We start from the raw sequence: 20011 nt of genomic DNA on the forward strand, positions 1-20011 counted from the left end.
GGATTCAGCAAATAATTGAAGGAGAGGTTAGGCTGCCGCACTAACCACTCGCTTCGCTACGGTGCACTTCGTGGCTGCCTTCGTCGGTCGTTCGCCATGGTGAGCAAGCGTAGCGCAGTGAACGGTGCTTGCGGTAGCCATTCCATTATTCATCATTTGATTGTCAGCGCGACTGTTTCAACAGATAAGTGCTCATTTTAGCGCTTGATTCGCTTTATAAGTCCTCCAGCTTTAGCGGATTATCCGCCAATTCCCGTAGCTCCATTGCTTCTGCAACCTCTTCCTGCACCTGCGGCCGCGCCACCTGCTCTGCCATGGTTGTCTCCTTGACCGGTTTAATCCAATCATCAAGATCAACCGTATACCTTTCTCCGAGCTGATAATAAAGGACGCCCAATCCCGTGTACAAAAATACCAGCATCGCAATCTCATGTTTGGCCCACAAACACAAGCCGGTGGTCAGAGAAACCACCCCGATAGTTTTAAGGATATAAGCCCAACTAAACAACTGCGGTCCGGGAGTAAGAAAAGCTTCTCCCACCCCGTCCGGATCTATGAAAGTGTAGACCTCTTCATGTTCTACCAGCGCTGCTTCCAGCATTTTTCGCTGCTTTGGATCCAGGGTCATTTCTCCGGGGGCTACTCCGACACCTGGCATTTTTTTCGCTTGCTGGTAAAAATGGTAAGGGTGGATCAATTTTGCCAAATAAGTCTTTTCATTATTGACGTGTGCTTCCGGGAGACTAACCAGGGTACTACCACCCAGCCGGGCCTTCACCCGAGGCCGGGTGACGATCAGTTGTCTTTCTCTTTCTGTTCTAAACCGTCTCCGAAGCACCATCAGGTACCTAACCAGGAAGACCAGCCAAACAATAATAAACCCCATTGCTTTACTATTTAAACAGTTCCTCTACCTTACCCACGGGTCGTACCAGAACATACAGCAGCGCCAGGCTCAGTGGCAGCAGCACCCCGCCCAAAACTAAGCTCCCCCACCGGTCACCCTGCGCCCATCCGCGTACGAGTGCGGAACGCGCCGGCCGGTCTGGGTCGACATAAACGGTAAGCGGCGGATGATCCACCCGCAATAAGTATCGATGCAACTGTGGGTCTTGTAACGCCTGCGTATTGAGTTCATAAAACGGACTTAAGGTATTTCCGTCTCCGGCATACCCTTGGTATTCATACTGGTAGCTGATGCTAATGGTGTATTCGTTGTATTTGGAGGAGTGCATGGCATTTTGCATTGTACCTAGTTCCTTCACCCATTTTTCAAATTCCTCCGAAGACTCAGACGATTTATCTGTTGGCCAGTCAGGTTGGCCAATCTTCTTTATCTCATAATCAATTGTCATTACCGGCTCCCAACTATACAGCTGTTTGGCGATCCCCTCCTGCTCCCAAAAAATAAAAAGACAGTAGCAGCCGAAGATCAGAAACAGCGATACCACCGGTACCCCGACCGATCGTAGAAGTGGACCAGCCATTCGTTCATTCGTCATGGCTAATTGATTTGTGTTCCAGGGTTTTCGCCAAAGGTGACCGCATCCCACCAAACCGCCGGATCAGTTAGCAAAGCCAACGTAGAATAGAGCAGGAACAATGGCAATACGACCCCGAAAAAAGCAAAAACGCATACCTTGAACCAGCTCAGGCCGCTGTGCCCAACCACCAGGAAGTTCCGAACCGGGCCGGCAGGGTCGTAACGTACCTGCAGCTCACTTTTTTGGGCGTTCAGCTGCTGAAGCACCTTCTTACCTGCCGCTTCGGTTAGCCCCACTTGTTCAGGAAGTAACTGCCTGCCAACAAACTTTTGACCGTACGTGTAAAACTCATACCCGTATTTCAGGCAGGAGTAATAGGGGGCGCCTTCATTTACTGGTGTCACTTCCAATTCCAGGGTATCCTTTGCGAAAAAAGCCGGTACCGCCGGCCAGGTAATCTGCCGTTGCCGGTCGAATTCCGCATTGAAGCGCCGCCGGAAGCGGAAGACGACCAGGAGGAAAAGAAATATGGGCCAGGCTAGGAGGAGCATTTAGGATTTAGTTTTCAGGACTGCGGGGTTAGTAATCAGGGTTCAGGGCACAGGGTTCAGGACTCAGGTTACATGCTAAACTCTGCCCCCTGAATACTGACAACGAACTACCGCCACAACATATCCCGCTCCGCCACCGCATCCGCCTTACCACTCGCCTGCAAGCGCGCAGTAAGCAGGTGAAGGCGGCCCGAGGGTTCACGGGTGTAGATTGGATGAAAGTCTTGCTCGACGACCTGGCCGAGACGGCCAGCCAAATCAGCGGTCATCTTTTTGTTGCCCAGGGCGGCGGGGACGGCCAGGAAGTACTCCCCTTTGGTCCAGTCGCCCGGCAGGGCGAGACGCAGGAGGTAGCGCGGGTTATCAACGGGGCTCATCAGCTCCGCCAGGGCACCGGCAAACAGGTGGGTATCGTGGTGCTCCGCACCACTGAGGTACAGGAACATCTCTTCGCCGTCCTCTTCCAGGCGCAGTTGATCTGCCGTTGCTTTATGAAACAGGCCAGCCGCGGTAATGCTTTCGGCCAGGGCACGGCCGTAGGTCATCAACCGGTGTTTTGTATCCGACAGTAACTCGAAACGGCGGGTAGCCTCCGTCATACTCCGGCCGGGGTTCATCATCAGGTAAATCGCCAGCCAGCAGAGGCCGATCATCCAGAAAACTACCACCCCTAAAGGATTGAAAATTGCGGAAGGGAGCGATAGCACAATCGGGAACCACAGGTAAGGCGCAAGCCTCAACTCCCGGGCGTAGATCTCCTCGTGGCGCTCGGCCAACTGAAGCTCTTTTGCCCGTCGGTGCATCACCCGGAAACGCTTAAATACTATGTACCCTCCAATCGCTGCAAAAATGGCCAATGGGACCATTACCCACCACAGAAAGGCCAACAACGTAGTAATCGCTGAAGCCGCAAAAGCCACCAGGGTTGCCCGTTTGATCTCCAGCAGGAAAAGGCGATAGTCCTGCTCGAAGTAGCGGTCAATGCTTTCCTTATAATGCAGGGTCAGCGGGTCCTTTTTCTCATAATATCGCTCTGCCGGCGGCTTGATGGCCTCCACCAGTTGTGATCCCGTAGCTAACGCCTTTTGCCAGCTGGCGATCAGGTCTTCGCGCTTTACGGCAGCCTGCAGCGTTTGCATGCGGACGAATTCCATGGCCTGATTACTCGTCTTGTCCCAATCAATCCCGAAACGCGCCATTCCGTTTTGGATGATCGGTTTACCGTCGAGCCGGGGACCGGCGAAGGCCCGCAAGCGACGACGCAGGCGATTTACATCCGGTCCGCCTTTACGCACGCCGGGATGGACAACGACCGGGTGCCAGATGTTCGCCGTTTTATTCGGCTGCCCACGTACCGTCCGGATGGCCCGGCCCCTCATCTGGTTACTCAGCACAAAGCTGCCGACCATATTCGCCAATACCAGGCTGTTGATCACCGGAGCATCCCAGCCTTCTCCAAGCAGGGACTTTGTCCCGACGATGATCCGAATCTTACCCTCCGTAAATAGTTGAGTGATCCAGCCAACGGAATATTTATTTGCCAGACCACCGGTGTTAACTACTATGTACTTCGAGTCCGGGAACAGCGGCTTTGTCTTGATTACCCTTTCCGTCGGGAGTTCATCGTAGGCGATCTCGAGCAAACGGCTTTCTGCCGTTTTCGGGATGATGACGAGGCTGCCGGTCAGTACCGCAAGGTCGCCCTCGTATAAGGTCTGCTTCTGCCGGCGAAGGATCTCAAATACGGGGATAGTGCCGACTTTATTCAGCTCCGTCAGGTCATGCTCCGTGGTCGGCAACAGCTCGGGGTAGATGTGGTCGGTCAGCATCACCATCCGGAGGTCGGCGCCCAGGTCTTCGCTTTCGAAGCGGGCGATTTCGACCAGCGCATCGAGTTTTGCTTTGGGGCTTTCCAGCTCGGCGGTGGTTTTACCGGCACCGGGGGGGAGGTCGCTGTCGAGGTAGAGTTTGCCCTGGCTCCAGGCGCCCATCGTGGTGATGATGCGGCGGTAGGGGCGAAGCAGGGCTTTACCGTCGTCGGTAGCGAAATAAGGGTCTTCGCGCAATGCCCGCTGGAGGAAAATGGCGGCCCAGTGGTCCGTCAGCACCGGGGCAAGCGTCGTCTCGCCGTGCAGCACACCGAGAGCCGCTGCGGGCGGTTCGCTGCCCTGGGCCCGTAGTACACTGAGCAGCGCGGTGAAGTATTCGGGCAGTTCAAAGATCTCGGTGTAGTGCTTCTCAGGGTCTTTCAGCCAGGGGTGATCACGTAGGAAAAGCGCCAGGCCGGAACGCTCACACATTGCCGTCAGCAGCTCCATTTTTTGCGCCTGCCACTTCTCCACTACTGCCGCTTCTCCCGCAGGAGGCAGTACGGGGTAGAGGTAATCCTGGTGCGGACAGAGGTCGCCGGAGTTGACGAGTTCCGGGATGCTGATCTCTTCGTCGATTTCGCCGCAGAATTCGTGGTAGCGCCGCCATTCGATGCCGCTAACGTCGTAGGGCGGCGTAGCGGTCAGGGCCACAAGTTCGGGCTCGAAGGTATCCCTTATGGCGTCGAGTACTTTCCACCATTCGTTGCGAAGGTGGTGGCATTCATCAACGACGAGGAGCTCGACCCATTCGAGCCCTTCGGTGCCATTGCGTTTGAAGTATTCGAATATGGCCTGGTAAGTGACAATGGTTAGCTGGGCTGGCTTGTAGAGGTCGTTGGAAATCAGGCTTTCGTCGGCGCAGAAATCATCACGGAAGCGCTGCGCCCATTGGGCGCGGATGGTGAGGCTGGGCGAAAGGATGAGCGCGGGCTTACCTATCTGCCGGGTGATCTCCAGCCCGAGGACAGTTTTTCCCGCACCGGGGGGAGCCACAATGTGGATGCGCTTGTCTTCCCGGTAGCGGTCCAGATTTTCCAGTACGCGCGCTTGATAGGCGCGCCAAGGGTATTGGAATTTCAGGGTGCTTAGTTTCATGGGAGTAAGATAAGCAGGGCATGCGATAAGGGATAAGCGATAAGCAAAATTTGATAAGCGATTGGCTGCCGCGAGGGAATGCTCCCTAGCGTTCGTGTCGCCATTTTATTAAGCATCCACTCGGTAACCACCTTGCTTTTCCATCCTTTCCTTTGCACCCGCGTCCGCGCCCCATTCTTCATTCTCCCATTAAATTATTCCCTCCTTCACTCCTTACCTTTGCCCCATGAACAAGAACCTCGCCAACGCCTTAAAATTCATCGTCTTCATCGGCGTAGGTTTTGGCATCCTCTACCTGCTGTACAACAGCCAGCAAGCAGCCTTCCTCGAGCAGTGCCGGTTGGACGGTACGCCAGCGGATGAGTGCAGCCTGCTGGACAAACTGGTCGCGGACTTCAAAAGCGCCAGTCCCTTCTGGCTGCTGATGACCCTGGTGGCCTTCTCCATCAGCAACCTCAGCCGGGCCATTCGCTGGAACATGATGCTGCGGACTTTCGGGAATACCCCCCGCCTCATCAACGCCTTTCTGACCATTAACCTGGCCTACTTTGCTAACCTTGGCTTTCCCCGCATCGGGGAAGTAGTCCGGGCGGCGACGATGTCGCGCTACGAAAAAATCAGCCTCGAGCGGGTGGTCGGCACCATCGTGGTGGGGCGAACGATCGACGTCATCATGCTGATGATCATTACGGGGATAGCCCTGCTTCTCGGCCGGGAAAAACTGTGGAATAAAGCACTGGAATTGGTGGACCTTGGCGACAAAGTCGATACCCTGCAAACCCTGGCGATTATCGGCGTAGTGGCCGGCATCACCGTAATCACCCTGGCATGGTGGCAGCGCGCACGCATTATGGGCAGCGCCATCGGGCAAAAAGTGATCGGCGTCCTGAAGGGATTCGGTGAGGGTATGCAGACGGCTTTCAAAGTAGACAATACGCCGATGTTCCTCGTTCACAGCGTCAACATCTGGGCGATGTACATTCTGATGACCTACTTCATCATCCTGGCGTTCAGCCCAACGGCGGGCCTGAGCCTGGAGGCCGCCCTGGTCACCTTTACCGCCGGCGGGTGGGGAATCGTCATCCCGAGTCCGGGCGGCATGGGCACCTACCACTTTCTGACCGGCGAGGCCCTGCAGCTCTACGGCATCTCTTCGCTGAACGCCTTCAGCTGGGCCAACATCGGCTTTTTCACCATCAACATTGGGTGTAATGTGCTGATTGGGGCGGCGGCTTTGCTGTTATTACCTTGGTTGAATCGGGGGTATACTCCTAGTGACTTGGAGAGGGAGTGAGTTGGTGAGTTGCTGCCGCGAGGGGGAGCTCACTTCGTTCGGAGGTAGTCACCATCTATATTCTTCAAACGGCTTTACATTTTTGGGCGGGGACGCGGGTGCGGAGCAAGGTAAAAGGAACAGAGTATGGGCTAACCAGCACCTGTAACTCATGAATTTGCAGATTGCAGCAACCTAATGAATCTCTTCAGAAATGTCCTGACTTATTCCGTACGGACGGGGCTTGCCCCCGTTCGTATCGGCAGAACCCTTTATTCGTTCGCTTCGCGAACGGCGGATTTCACCGGCCCAAAGTGGCGGGGGNAANNCCCGCCACTACAGGCTTCCCCTTGATTTACGAAACCCGGTGCAGGATTCATTTATTTCAAATTAATCTTCTCCTCCAACCCCTTAAACACCCTCCAATTATCCGGATACTTAACCATCAGCCGCATATACTCCACCGAGGGGCGGGCCATCAGCCGGCCTAAAGGCGGCGCTACGGCGAAGCAACCTTCGCCCTCCACGCACCCGAGGGTAGCCTCGACTTTCCGGTTAATGGCCTCAACTTTCCTGCTAAGCGCCCGGTCATTGAGTTCCCCGCCCAGCGCAAGGTGAACGTTCGTTTCATCGAGGCGGAAGGGCAGATCAATAACGTGATACTCCTCCACGAGACCAAGCTTCTTCGGTACGTCGCTGCGGAGGTAATCATCCCAGGAGTTCGGGACACCGCTAACGCCGGAGTTGATGGCGGCGTTAGAGTTCGCGCTTAATTCAGAACGGTAGAAATTCCGGTTCAGCGCGTCCTTCTGCGTCAGGAACTGGTCCCGGACGAAGCGGGCGATGTCGTTCCGGACGCCGATCATGATGACCGGGTGGTCGTTGAAGAAGCGTTGGTAAACGGTGTCTCCAGGTTGGCCGGGAGAGATGGCATTTGCCTTCATATAATTCAGCACATGCATGATGGTGCTGATGCCCGAATTATCGGCATTACCAGCATCGACGAAATGGCCCCGCCCTTCGATCCGGCCGGCGGGGCTCATGATCGGGAACCGGTTGGCCAGGAAAGCCGCGTCGGGGAAGGAGATGGCTTCATTTCCCCGGGCGGTCAGGTCCACCATCCCCGGCATAAGGTCGGTGTTGGACAAGGGGTGGATGACACCCCGCATCCCGTCTTCGGCCCGGGTGGTATTACTGATGAATAACGGCAACTGGTAGTTGACCTTCTGCCACAGGTGGGCGTAGGGTTGCTCCCGGATTTCGTCGTAAGAATAAGGCCCGGTTTTACCCCCGACAATGTTAAAATAAGCGCGGGCCATTGCCTCGGCCCGGTCTTCCAGATCCCTGGCTCCCCACCCTGGCAAGTTGGGGACGAAATTGACGGGGAAACGGGCAACCAGGCCGGTAAAATCACCACTCAGAAAGTTGGTGGCACCAATTTTTTCTATGGCCGCGCGAATCTCTGGAAGGGGCTTTTGCTGTCCCTTCAGGTAGGTGTACATCGACAGGCCCATGTTGCCGCCGCTGGCTCCGCTGAGCAGGTAGACGTTGTCGTCGAACAAGCCCATGGAATCGAGTTGGTACAGCTGGAGCATGGTCCAGTAACAGGCTTTTAGGCCGCCGCCGTCGGCGGCAAGGAGGAGGATGGGTTCCCGGTCACCGGGCTTTGCCTCCAGCCTGTCCAGGAAATCAGCGGTGTAATCGACGAGGCTTACTTTGCCATCCTCTTTCATTTCTGCCCGGTAAGAGACTTCGTGGTAGCTGTTGCCGTAGTAGGCAAGTGCCAGCACGAGGGCAACCACAGCCACGCCACGGAAAAAATTCATCACGCTGATGGTGTCGTACTTCTTCCCCTTATTCCCCGGTTCGCTGTAAAAGGCGTGCTGTATGCTGAGGTCTCGTAGCAGCATAAACCGACCTATGATTAGTAGCATGGCGATGAACCCGTTGATCAGCAACAAGTAGATATTCAGCGGGTTCAGGTTTTGCAAAAAGGAGCTTGACAGGAACTTCCCCGAGAACATTCCGTAGATGAAGAAAAATACAAACCCTCCCGCTACCAGCCAGAGAAAGATCAGCATTGCTTGTGTGCTGGAATACCCCAGAAAATCCAGTCCGCGATCCCAGCGACTGACCTGTGCGTGCTGCATAACGCGCGTTGCATTTTCGTCCGATACAGATTTACGCAGCTTGGCGTCAAAAGTAAAGCGTTCATAGAACCCACCGTACATCACCAGCCAGACAAACGAGAAGATACTGACCAACAGGAAGCTAAGGAAGTACCCGAAGGTGACTTGCCATGCTGCGCCGGCAATACTTTTCCACAAGGTCAATAAAAAGAAAAGCAAGCTGAACCCAACCGATACCAGGCCAAGCCAGAAGGTCCACTGCCGATCCACGAAGTAGATTTTGGTGTCTTTGGGCTTATCCCCTTCCCGGTCCCGGAGGTTGTACCACCATTGCCAGGGCTTGAAGCTAAAAGTCTTGTTTTCGCTCACCACCCGGTCGGCCAGGTTATCGGGACGCCTTGCCCCGGAGAAAGATTTCTGGATGTACACCCAATAAGTGAGTACCAGCCCCAGGGTGATTAACGGAACGATGGTACTGAAAGACGCCAGTGCAGAGTTGTTGCCCAGGTAAATCCCCGTACAAATGGAGATTAAACTGAACAAATAAACGACCCCCAGTAGCCGACCCGTGCTAAAAAAGGTAAGAGTGGGCGGAGGGATTTTCGCATTTTGGAGCGGCAGGTAATACTTTGGTGGAGGTATTGGCTCAACGTTGGCCGGTTTCACCCCGTACAGGCGCTCGTGAAGGAACAGCCAACCGAAGATTCCCAGTCGACTGATGGCAGAGGTTTTACCCGCCAGGTGCGTCTCCGCCACATTCCAGCTGTCGGCCCGGTGAGCAAATTTCTGATCGGTAAAGAAGGAGTACACCGGTCCGAACCAAATGATGACCAGGGAAACCGGGAAAAGGAATAAGGTAAAAAGCAACAGATTGCCGGGACTCTGGACTAACTCGATGAAGAAAGCATCGAATTGGGCCAGCTTCGAAAAAACGAAGGTAATGATGCCTACGGAGATGATCGTGGGATAGAAGTAGGGGAGGAAATCGGATGTGAACTTGCCCACCCGTACGGCAAAATCGTGGTAAATAAACTGCAACAGCGTACTTACACTTAGAAACAGGCACAACAGCCTGCTGATGATGGCCAGCAAGTAAATGGAGGTAAAAAAGCCACTGGAAAGATCCATGTCCGGATTTCGCAGCAAGCGAAAAAAGTAGGTAAACAAGATCGTATTGCTCACCAGCATGGTGGCAAAAAGCACGAAGGTTCCGTACCAGAAAAGCCGGCGCCAGATGTTTTTTTGCAAGTTTATTGGAGTGGGCAGCAAGCGCACCGGCTGCAACCTGAAAATCCGGGTAAAACGATGTTCCTCCTTATCCCTGGATTCTTCTTCCTCAAGTTCTTCCTCTCTGGATTTTTTAATTTCAGGCTTTCCTCCCTTCAGTTTTTCTCCCTTAGTTTTTTCAACCACGGGTTTCCCATCTCTAAGTTTTGCCTCCTTGATTTCGGACAAGACGGCACTGTAGAACAACTGGTACAACAGGTAAGTAAGCGCAAGAATGAACAAGGCACTCAGTACGAAGAACATATAGCCCGTCTCCAACAAATCGGGGATTACCCAACGGGACTTGAGGTCGAGCAAGTCGATCAACGAACCGACAAAAGGCGTTGGAACCGTAGGCCTGCTCTTAAAAAAAAGGTAAGCAATGGCCACGACGAAAAAGCCCAGAAAGGCCAGCTGTAAGAAACCATGATAATGAAACCGCCAACGGACGGTGGCGTCCTGATGAAAGAGAATGTCCGTCTCTTTTGCGACTTCCCCAATTTCTTTTTCTTCTTCTTGCTCTCTTAACATCATATGGGTGGTGTGGTGGGTCGCTAAAGATAGTGAGTTATCGAGTTAGTGAGTTGGTGACTCATCAACTCACTTTGCACCCGCGTCCGCGCCCGAAAAAATGTACCACAGGTAAGGTTCTCTCCTTCTTCTTAGTGAAGCCTTTCCTGCTCTGCTGGCGCAACGAGGATTTTGGGGTACGCTGGCGGCGGGCACGACTGTTACTTTCGCTGTTTGTCATCACAATGATCTCCCCCGTTTTCTTTTTACGGCGTTCCTGAAACAAGCTTTTGCTAAGCACTTCTCCGGGTAGAAGGGCTGCAATGGTCAGCCGGGCTTACTATGAAGTAAACCTTCCGAGGCTAGGGGCCAGGGTCGTTGTCTCTCACGGCGTCCCGTCCTTCGGCTACACTGTTCTGGATGGCGTATTGATCGACGAAGAGCGTAAGAAGCTGGAAGAAGCTATCACTACATTTACCCAGGCAGTTACGGCGCCTTAGAAGTAGGGTGGTTACTCAGCATTTATGCTGAAATGCACCCTATCAAAATTGATGCCGCATGAATAGCGATTCCACCATTGGCTAATAAATCACGGTACTTTCACCAAGCGCAATACCGTTCCGCTATGCTGAAAATGAACTTGGTACAATCCCGCCAACAGGTCTAATCTTTCTTTTTGGGCACCGTTTCCAGTATGGGAAATAGTAGAAACCACCCGTCCTTGTGCGTCATAAACTGTTATTTTTTGGGCAATCGAAGAAAAGAGGGTGATCGCCTCTGAGAAAGGGTTGGGATAAGCCGTTTCGGCCAGTAGGCTCTGTTGAATTTGGCGAACATCGCTGAATGCAAAAGCACCATCGTGGTCTTCTTGCCGTAGGCGGTAGTAAAGAATTGAGACAGGTGGTTCTTCATCTTCGAACCTATAGGTTGGTGCAGCCTCCGGACTTGCAATTTTGAACCCAATGTTTGCCCAGTTTTCCCCATTCACGGATCGTTGAATGGTAAAGCCTGCATTATCTATTTCCTGGGTCGTTCCCCAGTTGAGAAGTACCCTTTTACCAGTGCTTCGTTCTGCGGTGAAATAGCGCCAGCTTACGGGTAGGATTAAATCTTGTACGGTGATTACCGCATTACAACGACGAATATTCCCGCTGAGATCCCGTACCGTTAAAGTCACGGGGTTGGGACCAATATCAGCGGTCGTAAATGTTGATCGGTTAAGCGAAAAGAAGGCAATACCACAATTATCTGTCGAACCGTTGTTAATTGATACCGGGGCGATACTGGTGGGATTTCCAGTGAGCTCCAGGACGCGGTCCTGGCAACGGGCAACGGGGAGATTCCCATCAAAGGGAGTAACCGTCACCGTACAAGCGTCGGTGTTTCCGCTATTATCCGTTACTGTAAGCGTAATGGGAATAGCTACGTCTGCATCATCACAGTTAACAACGGATCGGCTAAGTACTTGGGAGACCACCTCTCCGCAGGCATCGCTTAAGCTGCTTCGGATTGAGCTGACGGGGATGGTGGCCATACCACTCTCTCCTATACCTACGACCGGTGTGACACAGGTAAGTACTGGCGCAACATTATCCCTAACCACTACATTGATATTGCAAAAAGCTATAGCACCGCTGCTACTGGCAACAATCATACGATGATCGAGGATGGTCCCAACGTCGGAGCAGTCCAATTCAATAAAGCGTTCAATTTGTCCGGCGATGATAAACCCAAAATCAGTTATTGTCTCCCCGACATCTACGCGGCGGTAGTTAGTGACTGAGCTCCCAAAAATTCGGGTATTGTCGGTGGAGATGCTTACAGAACCGTTGGTTCGACAAGCTATTTCGGTACCCGCTACGGACCGGAAGGCAAAATTAGCCCAACCGTCTTCGGGGCTATTGGTCGTCTGCAGGCCGGTGATGATGTCGAATTGTCCGATGCTGGCCGGGTTGATGAAAGAGCCACCTCCACCGCCGCCGCCGCCGTTAACGCCACTGGCGTAGTTTCCGCCGCCACCGCCGGAATAACCGCCGCCACCGCCGCCGCCGCCGCCCACAACACCTCGTCCAGTTCCTCCTCCTCCGTAGCCGAATCCACCGGTCCGGGTAAAGTTATTTGTCGTAGAGGCTCCGCCAGCGCCGCCAACTAGCCATCCTTTTCTGCCATGAATTACCTGCGTACTATTATTATTTCCGTTGGTTACATACCCCCCCCCAGCACCGCCATCACTTAGTCCCCACTCCCCTCCGGTACCATTGACACCGCCATCATTACCCCCTCCACCCGAAGTTCCACTAGTTCCGGTATTTCCACCACCGCCATTATCTCCGCCGGAACACCCAAAAAGGTCCCTATTGACACTTACTCCGCCACCACCACCTGCTACCGCCAAAACGACCCAACGATTACTTTGCTGGGTAATACTCGGCGTGACGATAGTGGATGTATTGTTCTGTGAGTAAATAATCCCTGTTCCACCGCCACCGCCGGCACCGCCATCATTTTGGTTACCGAAGCTATCTCCTCTGCCACCAACAATGAACCGGACATATCCCCCTGGTTGAAGTTGGTTTGTGCCAGTTCCAATACTAAACACTGCCCGCACAACGGCACCTTCTCCTCCTTTACGGTTACACGCATTGTGCTCCCCACCATCTCCTCCTTTGAGGTTAAACTCAATTCTGGTAGCTGATGTACCAGCAGGGATCTGGTATTCTACGTAGTCGCCACTAAAGGGAACGGAGGTAGTAATACCATTGGTTTGCATAATGGATTGTGCCGCTAGTGGTGTAAAAAAGGCATAAAAAACGATCGTTAAAACAGTAATAATAAAGCGCATAACCGGTGAATTTTAGTTCGTGGACAGTTATGCAAAGGTGCTAGGAGACAAAAGGGAAAAACGCGCCAATCTAGGTGAAAAACGGGCCAAATGCGCGGATAAGCCCAGTAAAAGTCGAGGGATCAGGCCTTCAAATAGCTGATGGGGCGCCGTCCGAACCGCTCTTCAAAAATCCGGGAAAAATATGTTGGTGTGCTGAAGCCGCTTGCGTGGGCTGCTTCCGCTACCGTCTTTATCTGTTTAGTTTCCAGCAACGCGCGGGCACGGTCGAGCTTGATCTCCAGCAGGTATTGTTTGGTGGAGAGACCGGTGGCAGCCCTCAAATGCCGCTGAAGGGTTCGCTTACTAATATGGCTACTGCTGGCCAAATACTCGGCGTTAAGGGGAAGTTGCTTTGCCAAGGCCTCTCTGGCCAGCACTTCGAGTTCTTTCAACCAGGCGGCATCGACAGACGGTGTCTCAACCGTGGCTGTCTCCCTCATGCGTACCCGACACAGCAGGTGGTGGATACGGAGCATCAACTCCTCGGCGGAGAAGGGTTTGTCCAGGTAATCATCTACGCCAAGGCGCAGGGCCTGCAAGCGGTCTTGCTCTGCCGTCCTTGCCGTTAGCATGACAACGGGAATTGCTGCCGTAGCCGGAGATTTTTTTAGTTCCTGGAGTAGTTCGTAACCGTCCATATCCGGCATCATGACATCGCTGAGAACGAGGTCGAACCTGGCATTACTCGAAGTGATAAGGTCCAGTGCTTTTCGGCCATCCGCTACGGCGGTACATCGATAGCGAGGTGACAGCAAACCCTCTAAAAGGTGGCGCATATCGGGATTGTCTTCTACCACTAAAACATGGCTTCCGGTCGTTTCTAAATTCGGCCAGTTGGCGACAAGCGCTTTGCCTTGCTCCTCTAATACCTCTACCTGCACCTGCGGCCGCGCCCCTTCCATACGGTTGATGGCAGGAAGCATTTGCTCCTTATGGGTTGCGTCTACTTCAATGGGTAAAACGAGTATAAAACTACTCCCAATCCCTTCCTCACTACTTACGGAAATACCTCCGCCCATACCCAAAGCCAGTTCCCGGACTAAAGCCAGGCCGATGCCGTTTCCGCCCTTGAGTTTTTTATCCGGGTTCTTCGTTTGAAAGAATCGATCAAAAATATGCGGAAGATCCTCGGGAGGAATCCCTTCTCCGGAGTCGGTGACCGACACCTTTAACTGATCACCTTCGGTCCTGCCGTGCACTTCAATACGGCCACCAGGTGGTGTGTATTTTAGCGCATTAGACAAGAGGTTGCCCATAATCTTATGGAAACCACGGGTGTCCAGCTGGATGGTGCGCGTAGGAAGTTCAACCCAATCAGCTATCAACTCAATATTTTGTTCTTCAGCGGCGGGACGAAACACGTCGAAGATAACTTCAAGCTCCCGTTGGACATCTACCCAAGTGACTTCCGGTATCCCCCCTCCGTTTTCCATGCTTGCCAAATCCAGGATGTCTTCAACTAACAGGATCAATTTTTCTGCATTTCGTTTAGCGATGTCCAAAGAATTCAGCGCAGTGGCATTAAGCTGGTTGGCCGTATTGGCGAGCAACCGATCTATTGGTAAAAGGATTAATGTAAGCGGTGTGCGCAGTTCGTGGGAAATATTGGTGAAAAACCGTGACTTCATTTCGTCCAACCTCGACAGCTCATTTCGTTGTGTAGTGATCGTATTGTTTTGCTCCGCCAACAGCGTAGTTTTTCGCTGTACGATACGAGTAGTTCGATAGGCCAATAATGTGATCAGCACCAGAATTGCCGCCAGCCCAATAAAAATATTTCGGAGCAGTTGCTGCCGCTTAGCTTCTACCGCTAAAACCGTTCTTTCCTTGTCAAACCTGGCCTGAACAGCAAGGTTTTCTTTTTCATAAGCGTACTCTGCCTGCTGAAGGGCAAGTTGCCGGGTAGTTTCCACGCCCACCAGGGAGTCCCGGTAAACAATATATTTCTCATAAAAAGCTAGCGCAGTGCTACTCCGGTTCAGTGATTTATTAGCACGGTATAGGCAAAGGCAACTAAGGGCGACTTGCTTAACATTACTAGCCTGGTGGGCAAGGTCTAGCCCTTTCCGACAGTGATCAATGGCTTCGTTTGGTCTATTAGTTAAGTTAGCGGTACGCCCCAACGTACCATAGGTGGACGCTATATCTTCGATCAGTCCCAGTTGCTGCCGATAGGCCAGACTTCTTAGGAAAAAATCTTTGGCTTGCCCATAATCTTGCAGGCTGAGATAAGTATTCCCAAAGCTTTGAAAAACATTGGCCAGCCGTCCCTTATTTCCAGATTTTTCTACTATTGGCAAGGCCCGATTTAAATAATCAAGAGAAAGTGTATACGCTTCCAGACTATGAGCTACGGCGGACAGGTTAATCAGAACGCTGGCTACACCCTGCTTAGACTGAAGAGTGCTATATATTGTCAAAGCCCGTTCATAATATGTTTTGGCTTCTTCGTTATTACCGATATTGAGGTATAATGACCCCAAGGAATTTAACATGCCAGCCATTTGCAAGGAACTGTCCTTACCTATTGCCGTAAGATGATCCATGCCTTGTTTATAAGTTGCCAGAGATTCAGCAATACGTCCTTTTTTACGGAGAATATAGGCAATGCGTTTATAGCTGCCGGCAATATACTTGTTGTCCTCCAGGCCCTGTTGCAGCACAAGCGCCTGGCGACTGATAGTAAGGGCTTCTTCCATCTTCCCCACTTTAATCATCCAATCTGCTTCTTTGGCCAACCCCAGGTGCTGCCATTTCATGTTTCCCAGTTCAAGTCCTAAGTTGTATTGTTCGTGTGCGTAATAGATGGAACTATCCGGTTGTTGGCGGAAAAGCTGATCGGCAAGAATCTGATTCAGGGCGATGAAACGTACCGTATCGTTTTCATTTGCATTCTTCCATATTCCCAGTAAACTGTCCCGAATGCCTGACTGAGCTTTTGCCTCCTGGTTAAACCCAGCCAGGAAAGAAATGAACAATATGGCAATCCAACGAATCATGGCTAATCGGTAATTTCGTGTAAAAGGTAAATGGAGTTCCTGTCAAAACCAATTGTCCCGATCGATATCGCTTAAACTATCGAAAATACATTATCGAACTGTCAATAAAACAAAAGCCCCAACCACCAGTACTGGCAGTTGGGGCTTTCTCTATCTCGCTTTCGGTTATCCACCGAAATCATCAAAGGCGATGTTTTCGTCTGGCACACCAAGCTCATCCAAGGCCTTGATGACCGACTGGTTCATCATCGGAGGGCCACAGAAGTAGTACTCGATCTCTTCCGGCTCGGGGTGCTTAGAGAGGTACTGCTCCATTACTACGGGCATAATGTATCCTTTGAAGCCGTCACCCGCAGCGTCAATGTCTTCCTTGACTTTCCAATTGTCTTCGGGCTGGGGGTTGTCCAGTGCGACGTAGAACTTAAAGTTAGGAAACTCTTTTTCGATCTCGCGGAACTGGTCGATGTAGAACAGCTCGCGCTTGGTCCGCCCGCCGTACCAGTAAGAAACCTTACGATCAGTGGTCTTGAGGGTATGGAACAAGTGGAAAAGGTGGCTGCGAAGCGGGGCCATACCGGCACCACCGCCAACGTAAACCATCTCTTTTTTAGTCGGCTTAATGAAGAACTCTCCGTAAGGACCGGAGATCGTCACCTTATCACCTGGCTTCTGGTCGAAGACGTAACTGGAACAAACGCCTGGGTTAACGTCCATCCAGCCGTTCTTCTTACGGTCAAACGGCGGCGTGGCGATACGAATGTTGAGCATGATGATGTCGCCCTCCGCCGGGTGGTTGGCCATGGAGTAGGCACGGAATTGCTCTTCGTCGTTGACCATCTTGAGGTCCCACAACTTAAAGTTATCCCACTCGCTTTGGAACTTTTTCGGGTCATCGCCATGGTGTTCGGGGTGCCCCTCAATGTCTATGTTCTTAAAATCGACAGTGACTACCGGTACATCGATCTGGATATAGCCTCCAGATTCAAAATCCATCGTCTCGCCTTCCGGCAGCTGTACTACAAACTCCTTAATAAAGGAAGCCACGTTGTAGTTGGACTTAACCGTACATTCGAACTTCTTGATGCCGAAGATTTCTGCGGGAATCTGAACCTCCATGTCTTCACGCACCTTCACCTGACAAGCCAGGCGTTTGTGCTCCGCTACTTCACGACGGGTGAGGTGATTGAGTTCAGTTGGGAGTACATCACCACCGCCGGAAGGGATATGACACTCACACATTGCGCAAGTACCACCACCGCCACAGGCAGAAGGCAGGAAGATATTTTGGTCGGAAAGTGCGGAGAGCAGATTGGTTCCCGGCTGAATCATCAGCGGGTTTTCCGTATCGCCGTTTACGACGATTTTGACCTCTCCCTGGGGGACAAGGCGCTTGCGAGCGACCAGCAGCAAAGAAATTAGCGCCAGTACTACCGCAGTGAAGATCAAAACCGCAAAGAGAATCGTAGTCATCTTATTCGGTGTTTAAAGGTTGAAAACCGCCAAAAGGGAAGTTTCATTTATTGTAAAAGCTAAAGCCGGAAAGTACACCGGTAGTTCAGCAATTTGTGTCAAAAAAAAGGAATAAGGATAGCAGGGATAAAAGGGAGGTGATTACTCCCCTTACTCCTTTTCTTCCTTTTGCCTTTACTTAGCCGGGCTCCAACCTCCGAACACCGCCGGATCGATACCCGAGAGCGAAAGGAATGCCAGGCCCATAAGGCCGGTAAGCAGGAAGGCCATACCGAGACCGCGCAGCGCAGGAGGCACGTTGCTGTAGCGGATGCGCTCCCGGATAGCGGCAATAGCGATGATGGCCAGGAACCAACCGAAACCACCTCCGAGGCCGAAGGCTACGGATTCAGACAGGTTGTACTCACGGCTAACCATAAAGAGGCTACCACCAAGGATGGCACAGTTTACCGTAATCAACGGCAGGAAGATACCAAGAGCCGCATATAGGCTGGGGCTGAACTTCTCCACCACCATTTCTACCAGCTGTACCATTGAAGCAATTACCGCGATAAAGACAATGAACCGCAGGAATTCTACTTCGAAGCTAACCAGCAGGTATTCGTTGATCAACCAGTTAATCGGCATCGTGATGCCAAGTACGAAGATCACCGCCAGACCAAGACCAAAGGCCGTTTTAAGGGATTTGGATACGGCCAGGAAGGAACACATGCCCAGGAAGTAAGCCAGGATCATGTTCTCGATGAACGCCGACCGGATAAAGATATTTATGAAATCGCCCATTAGGAGTGATTGTTAATTGTTAATTGGAAATTCTTGATTGTTAATTGATCGTTCTCAACTGGAGGTGTCTGATTTACAATCACCAATCAAGAATTAACAATCATTAAGAAATGTCGACCAGTTTCGGGTTACGTGAACGCTGAATCCAAATCAGGACAGCAATGACAAACATGGCGGCGACAGACATAACCATCAGGTTGTTGTTGGCGTACCAGCCAAAGAAGGTGTTACCCCACTGGCCGGCGGTAGCCGTATCGATCCAGTATTGAGGGCCTGCACCAATGATGTTCATCGCTATGCCGGAACCGGCAAACAAGCTGCCTTTACCGAAAATTTCCCGCACGGCACCAACCACAACAAGGATCAGTCCGTAGCCAAGGCCGTTACCGATGCCATCAAGGAAAGACCGCCAGGGCTTATTGGCCATTGCGAATGCTTCCAGGCGGCCCATCACGATACAGTTAGTAATGATCAAACCGATGTAAACCGAGAGTTGCTTATAGACCGGGTAGTTGATGGCCTTGAGTGCTTCGTTCACCAGTGTTACCAGCGTAGCGATGATAACCAGCTGCACGATAAGACGGACAGCCTTCGGGATCGTATTCCGGAGGATGGAAGTTGCCAGACTGGAGAAAGCACAAACAAAAACTACCGCCACCGCCATTACCAGCGACGGGTAGATGAGTGAGGTTACGGCCAGTGCAGAACAAACGCCGAGTACCTGAATGGTGATCGGGTTATTGTCCAGCAACGGGTCGGTCAATAATGCCTTTTCTTTTTTGCCAAACAAGGGTTCCTTTTCGGCGACTTTAGCTTCGGTTGATGTAGCCATAATATATGGTTGTTGTTCGTCGGTGGGGTAAACCGTCGGGGCTTTTTATTGGAGGTTCATGCTGGTGGGGCCTTCGGCGTCCTCCATGTAAGGTTCGTAGGCTTTGAGGCCATCGTAGAGCATTTTGGTCACGCCGTCGGCAGTAACCGTGGCACCGCTGAGGCCGTCCACTTCGTGCTCCATATCGATGGCACCGCCCTTACGGACGTAGACGGAGACATACTTGTCACCATCGTAAATTTTCTTGCCGACAAACTGCGCCTTCCACGCATTATTGTCTTTGATTTCGGCACCGAGGCCCGGGGTTTCACCAGCGTGGTCGAAGGAAACGCCGGCTACGGTGTTCATGTCTTCCTCCAGGGCGATGTTGCCCCAGATTGCGTCCCACAGACCAGAGCCGCGTACGCTGAAGATATAGAAAGACTTACCGTCAAGCGACACCTCGTAAACGGGGTACATACGCTCGGCTTCTGGCTTCTTGCGTTCCTTGGCCATGTCGACATCAATCGCCTTAATGCTCTCAACGGAAGCTCCATCGGCGGTAACAACTGCCTGTTCTACCTGCTTTTCGAAAATGTCCAGCACTTCCTGATCGGACAAGCTGGCAACGGCTTTCCCGGCTTCCTCCAGTGGAGTAGCAATGGCCTCAAGGATCTGTCGCTTGTTGAAGATGTCTTCGTTCTTGGAAGCAATTGGCTCGAGAACCACCTTTGAACCGGCCAGCAGCAGTGCAACTACTACGGTCATGACCAAAGCAAAAATATAGATGTATCTGGTACTCATGGTTATTAGTTTTTAGTTCTTTAGCTGGGCGAGGCCGCAGGTACAAAAAGGTTTTTTGTAGGCGCAAGGTTCGTAACACCG

Annotated in this window: 13 protein-coding genes; 2 read left to right on the top strand and 11 right to left on the bottom strand. The window is 52.1% G+C overall.

Translation table 11 applies throughout. The features are described 5' to 3' along the window. Positions 1–214 precede the first annotated feature (214 nt). The 4 genes from B036_RS0102055 to B036_RS27700 form a co-directional block, all read right to left on the bottom strand. Entirely contained in the window at positions 215–886 is a 672-nt protein-coding gene (locus B036_RS0102055; RefSeq protein ID WP_020567022.1) for a hypothetical protein, read from the bottom strand. Between the two features lie 7 nt (positions 887–893). Further along, positions 894–1502, bottom strand: a complete 609-nt coding sequence (locus B036_RS0102060; RefSeq protein WP_020567023.1) for a DUF3592 domain-containing protein — start codon at positions 1500–1502, stop codon at positions 894–896. A 2-nt stretch (positions 1503–1504) separates the two neighbouring features. Beyond that, positions 1505–2035 carry a hypothetical protein gene (locus tag B036_RS0102065; protein ID WP_020567024.1) on the bottom strand — a complete coding sequence of 177 codons (531 nt, stop codon included), beginning with the start codon at positions 2033–2035 and terminating at the stop codon, positions 1505–1507. A gap of 107 nt (positions 2036–2142) precedes the next feature. After that, complete coding sequence (locus B036_RS27700; protein ID WP_020567025.1) at positions 2143–5001, bottom strand: DEAD/DEAH box helicase family protein; 2859 nt, start codon at positions 4999–5001, stop codon at positions 2143–2145. A gap of 226 nt (positions 5002–5227) precedes the next feature. Between B036_RS27700 and B036_RS0102080 the strand changes: the two genes are divergently transcribed. Continuing rightward, complete coding sequence (locus B036_RS0102080; protein ID WP_020567027.1) at positions 5228–6295, top strand: lysylphosphatidylglycerol synthase transmembrane domain-containing protein; 1068 nt, start codon at positions 5228–5230, stop codon at positions 6293–6295. Between the two features lie 359 nt (positions 6296–6654). Here B036_RS0102080 and B036_RS0102085 read toward each other — a convergent pair whose 3' ends face one another. After that, positions 6655–10203, bottom strand: coding sequence for a hypothetical protein (locus B036_RS0102085; RefSeq protein WP_026231595.1), 3549 nt, complete (start codon positions 10201–10203; stop codon positions 6655–6657). Between the two features lie 266 nt (positions 10204–10469). On the opposite strand from B036_RS0102085, the gene B036_RS33375 reads away from it, so the two are divergent. Continuing rightward, a complete protein-coding gene (locus tag B036_RS33375) occupies positions 10470–10679 on the top strand; it encodes a hypothetical protein (RefSeq protein WP_157471999.1) in 210 nt (69 codons plus the stop codon). An 89-nt stretch (positions 10680–10768) separates the two neighbouring features. Here the strand turns inward: B036_RS33375 and B036_RS34380 are convergent, their stop codons facing one another. From B036_RS34380 to nqrC, 6 genes are all read right to left on the bottom strand, one after another. Next, positions 10769–13021: a T9SS type A sorting domain-containing protein gene (locus B036_RS34380; RefSeq protein WP_020567030.1), complete on the bottom strand. Its 2253-nt coding sequence runs from the start codon at positions 13019–13021 to the stop codon at positions 10769–10771. A gap of 122 nt (positions 13022–13143) precedes the next feature. Continuing rightward, the gene (locus tag B036_RS0102100; RefSeq protein ID WP_020567031.1) at positions 13144–16062 is read right to left on the bottom strand and encodes an ATP-binding protein; all 2919 of its coding nucleotides are present in this window, start codon (positions 16060–16062) and stop codon (positions 13144–13146) included. A 165-nt stretch (positions 16063–16227) separates the two neighbouring features. Beyond that, positions 16228–17532, bottom strand: coding sequence for an NADH:ubiquinone reductase (Na(+)-transporting) subunit F (gene nqrF / locus B036_RS0102105; RefSeq protein ID WP_020567032.1), 1305 nt, complete (start codon positions 17530–17532; stop codon positions 16228–16230). 174 nt (positions 17533–17706) lie between these two features. Beyond that, a complete protein-coding gene (gene nqrE, locus B036_RS0102110; RefSeq protein WP_020567033.1) occupies positions 17707–18315 on the bottom strand; it encodes an NADH:ubiquinone reductase (Na(+)-transporting) subunit E in 609 nt (202 codons plus the stop codon). A 103-nt stretch (positions 18316–18418) separates the two neighbouring features. Next, on the bottom strand, positions 18419–19147 hold the full coding sequence (locus B036_RS0102115) for an NADH:ubiquinone reductase (Na(+)-transporting) subunit D (protein ID WP_020567034.1): 729 nt from the start codon (positions 19145–19147) through the stop codon (positions 18419–18421). A 45-nt stretch (positions 19148–19192) separates the two neighbouring features. After that, on the bottom strand, positions 19193–19930 hold the full coding sequence (nqrC, locus tag B036_RS0102120; protein ID WP_020567035.1) for an NADH:ubiquinone reductase (Na(+)-transporting) subunit C: 738 nt from the start codon (positions 19928–19930) through the stop codon (positions 19193–19195). Between the last annotated feature and the right edge of the window lie 81 nt (positions 19931–20011).

The organism is Neolewinella persica DSM 23188 (assembly GCF_000373105.1).
Taxonomy (GTDB): domain Bacteria; phylum Bacteroidota; class Bacteroidia; order Chitinophagales; family Saprospiraceae; genus Neolewinella; species Neolewinella persica.

What these genes read in the sequence shown, in the direction of transcription:
- B036_RS0102055 (WP_020567022.1), bottom strand. Translation starts at nt 886, where the DNA reads ATGGGGTTTATTATTGTTTGGCTGGTCTTCCTGGTTAGGTACCTGATG.
- B036_RS0102060 (WP_020567023.1), bottom strand. Translation starts at nt 1,502, where the DNA reads ATGACGAATGAACGAATGGCTGGTCCACTTCTACGATCGGTCGGGGTA.
- B036_RS0102065 (WP_020567024.1), bottom strand. Translation starts at nt 2,035, where the DNA reads ATGCTCCTCCTAGCCTGGCCCATATTTCTTTTCCTCCTGGTCGTCTTC.
- B036_RS27700 (WP_020567025.1), bottom strand. Translation starts at nt 5,001, where the DNA reads ATGAAACTAAGCACCCTGAAATTCCAATACCCTTGGCGCGCCTATCAA.
- B036_RS0102080 (WP_020567027.1), top strand. Translation starts at nt 5,228, where the DNA reads ATGAACAAGAACCTCGCCAACGCCTTAAAATTCATCGTCTTCATCGGC.
- B036_RS0102085 (WP_026231595.1), bottom strand. Translation starts at nt 10,203, where the DNA reads ATGATGTTAAGAGAGCAAGAAGAAGAAAAAGAAATTGGGGAAGTCGCA.
- B036_RS34380 (WP_020567030.1), bottom strand. Translation starts at nt 13,021, where the DNA reads ATGCGCTTTATTATTACTGTTTTAACGATCGTTTTTTATGCCTTTTTT.
- B036_RS0102100 (WP_020567031.1), bottom strand. Translation starts at nt 16,062, where the DNA reads ATGATTCGTTGGATTGCCATATTGTTCATTTCTTTCCTGGCTGGGTTT.
- nqrF (WP_020567032.1), bottom strand. Translation starts at nt 17,532, where the DNA reads ATGACTACGATTCTCTTTGCGGTTTTGATCTTCACTGCGGTAGTACTG.
- nqrE (WP_020567033.1), bottom strand. Translation starts at nt 18,315, where the DNA reads ATGGGCGATTTCATAAATATCTTTATCCGGTCGGCGTTCATCGAGAAC.
- B036_RS0102115 (WP_020567034.1), bottom strand. Translation starts at nt 19,147, where the DNA reads ATGGCTACATCAACCGAAGCTAAAGTCGCCGAAAAGGAACCCTTGTTT.
- nqrC (WP_020567035.1), bottom strand. Translation starts at nt 19,930, where the DNA reads ATGAGTACCAGATACATCTATATTTTTGCTTTGGTCATGACCGTAGTA.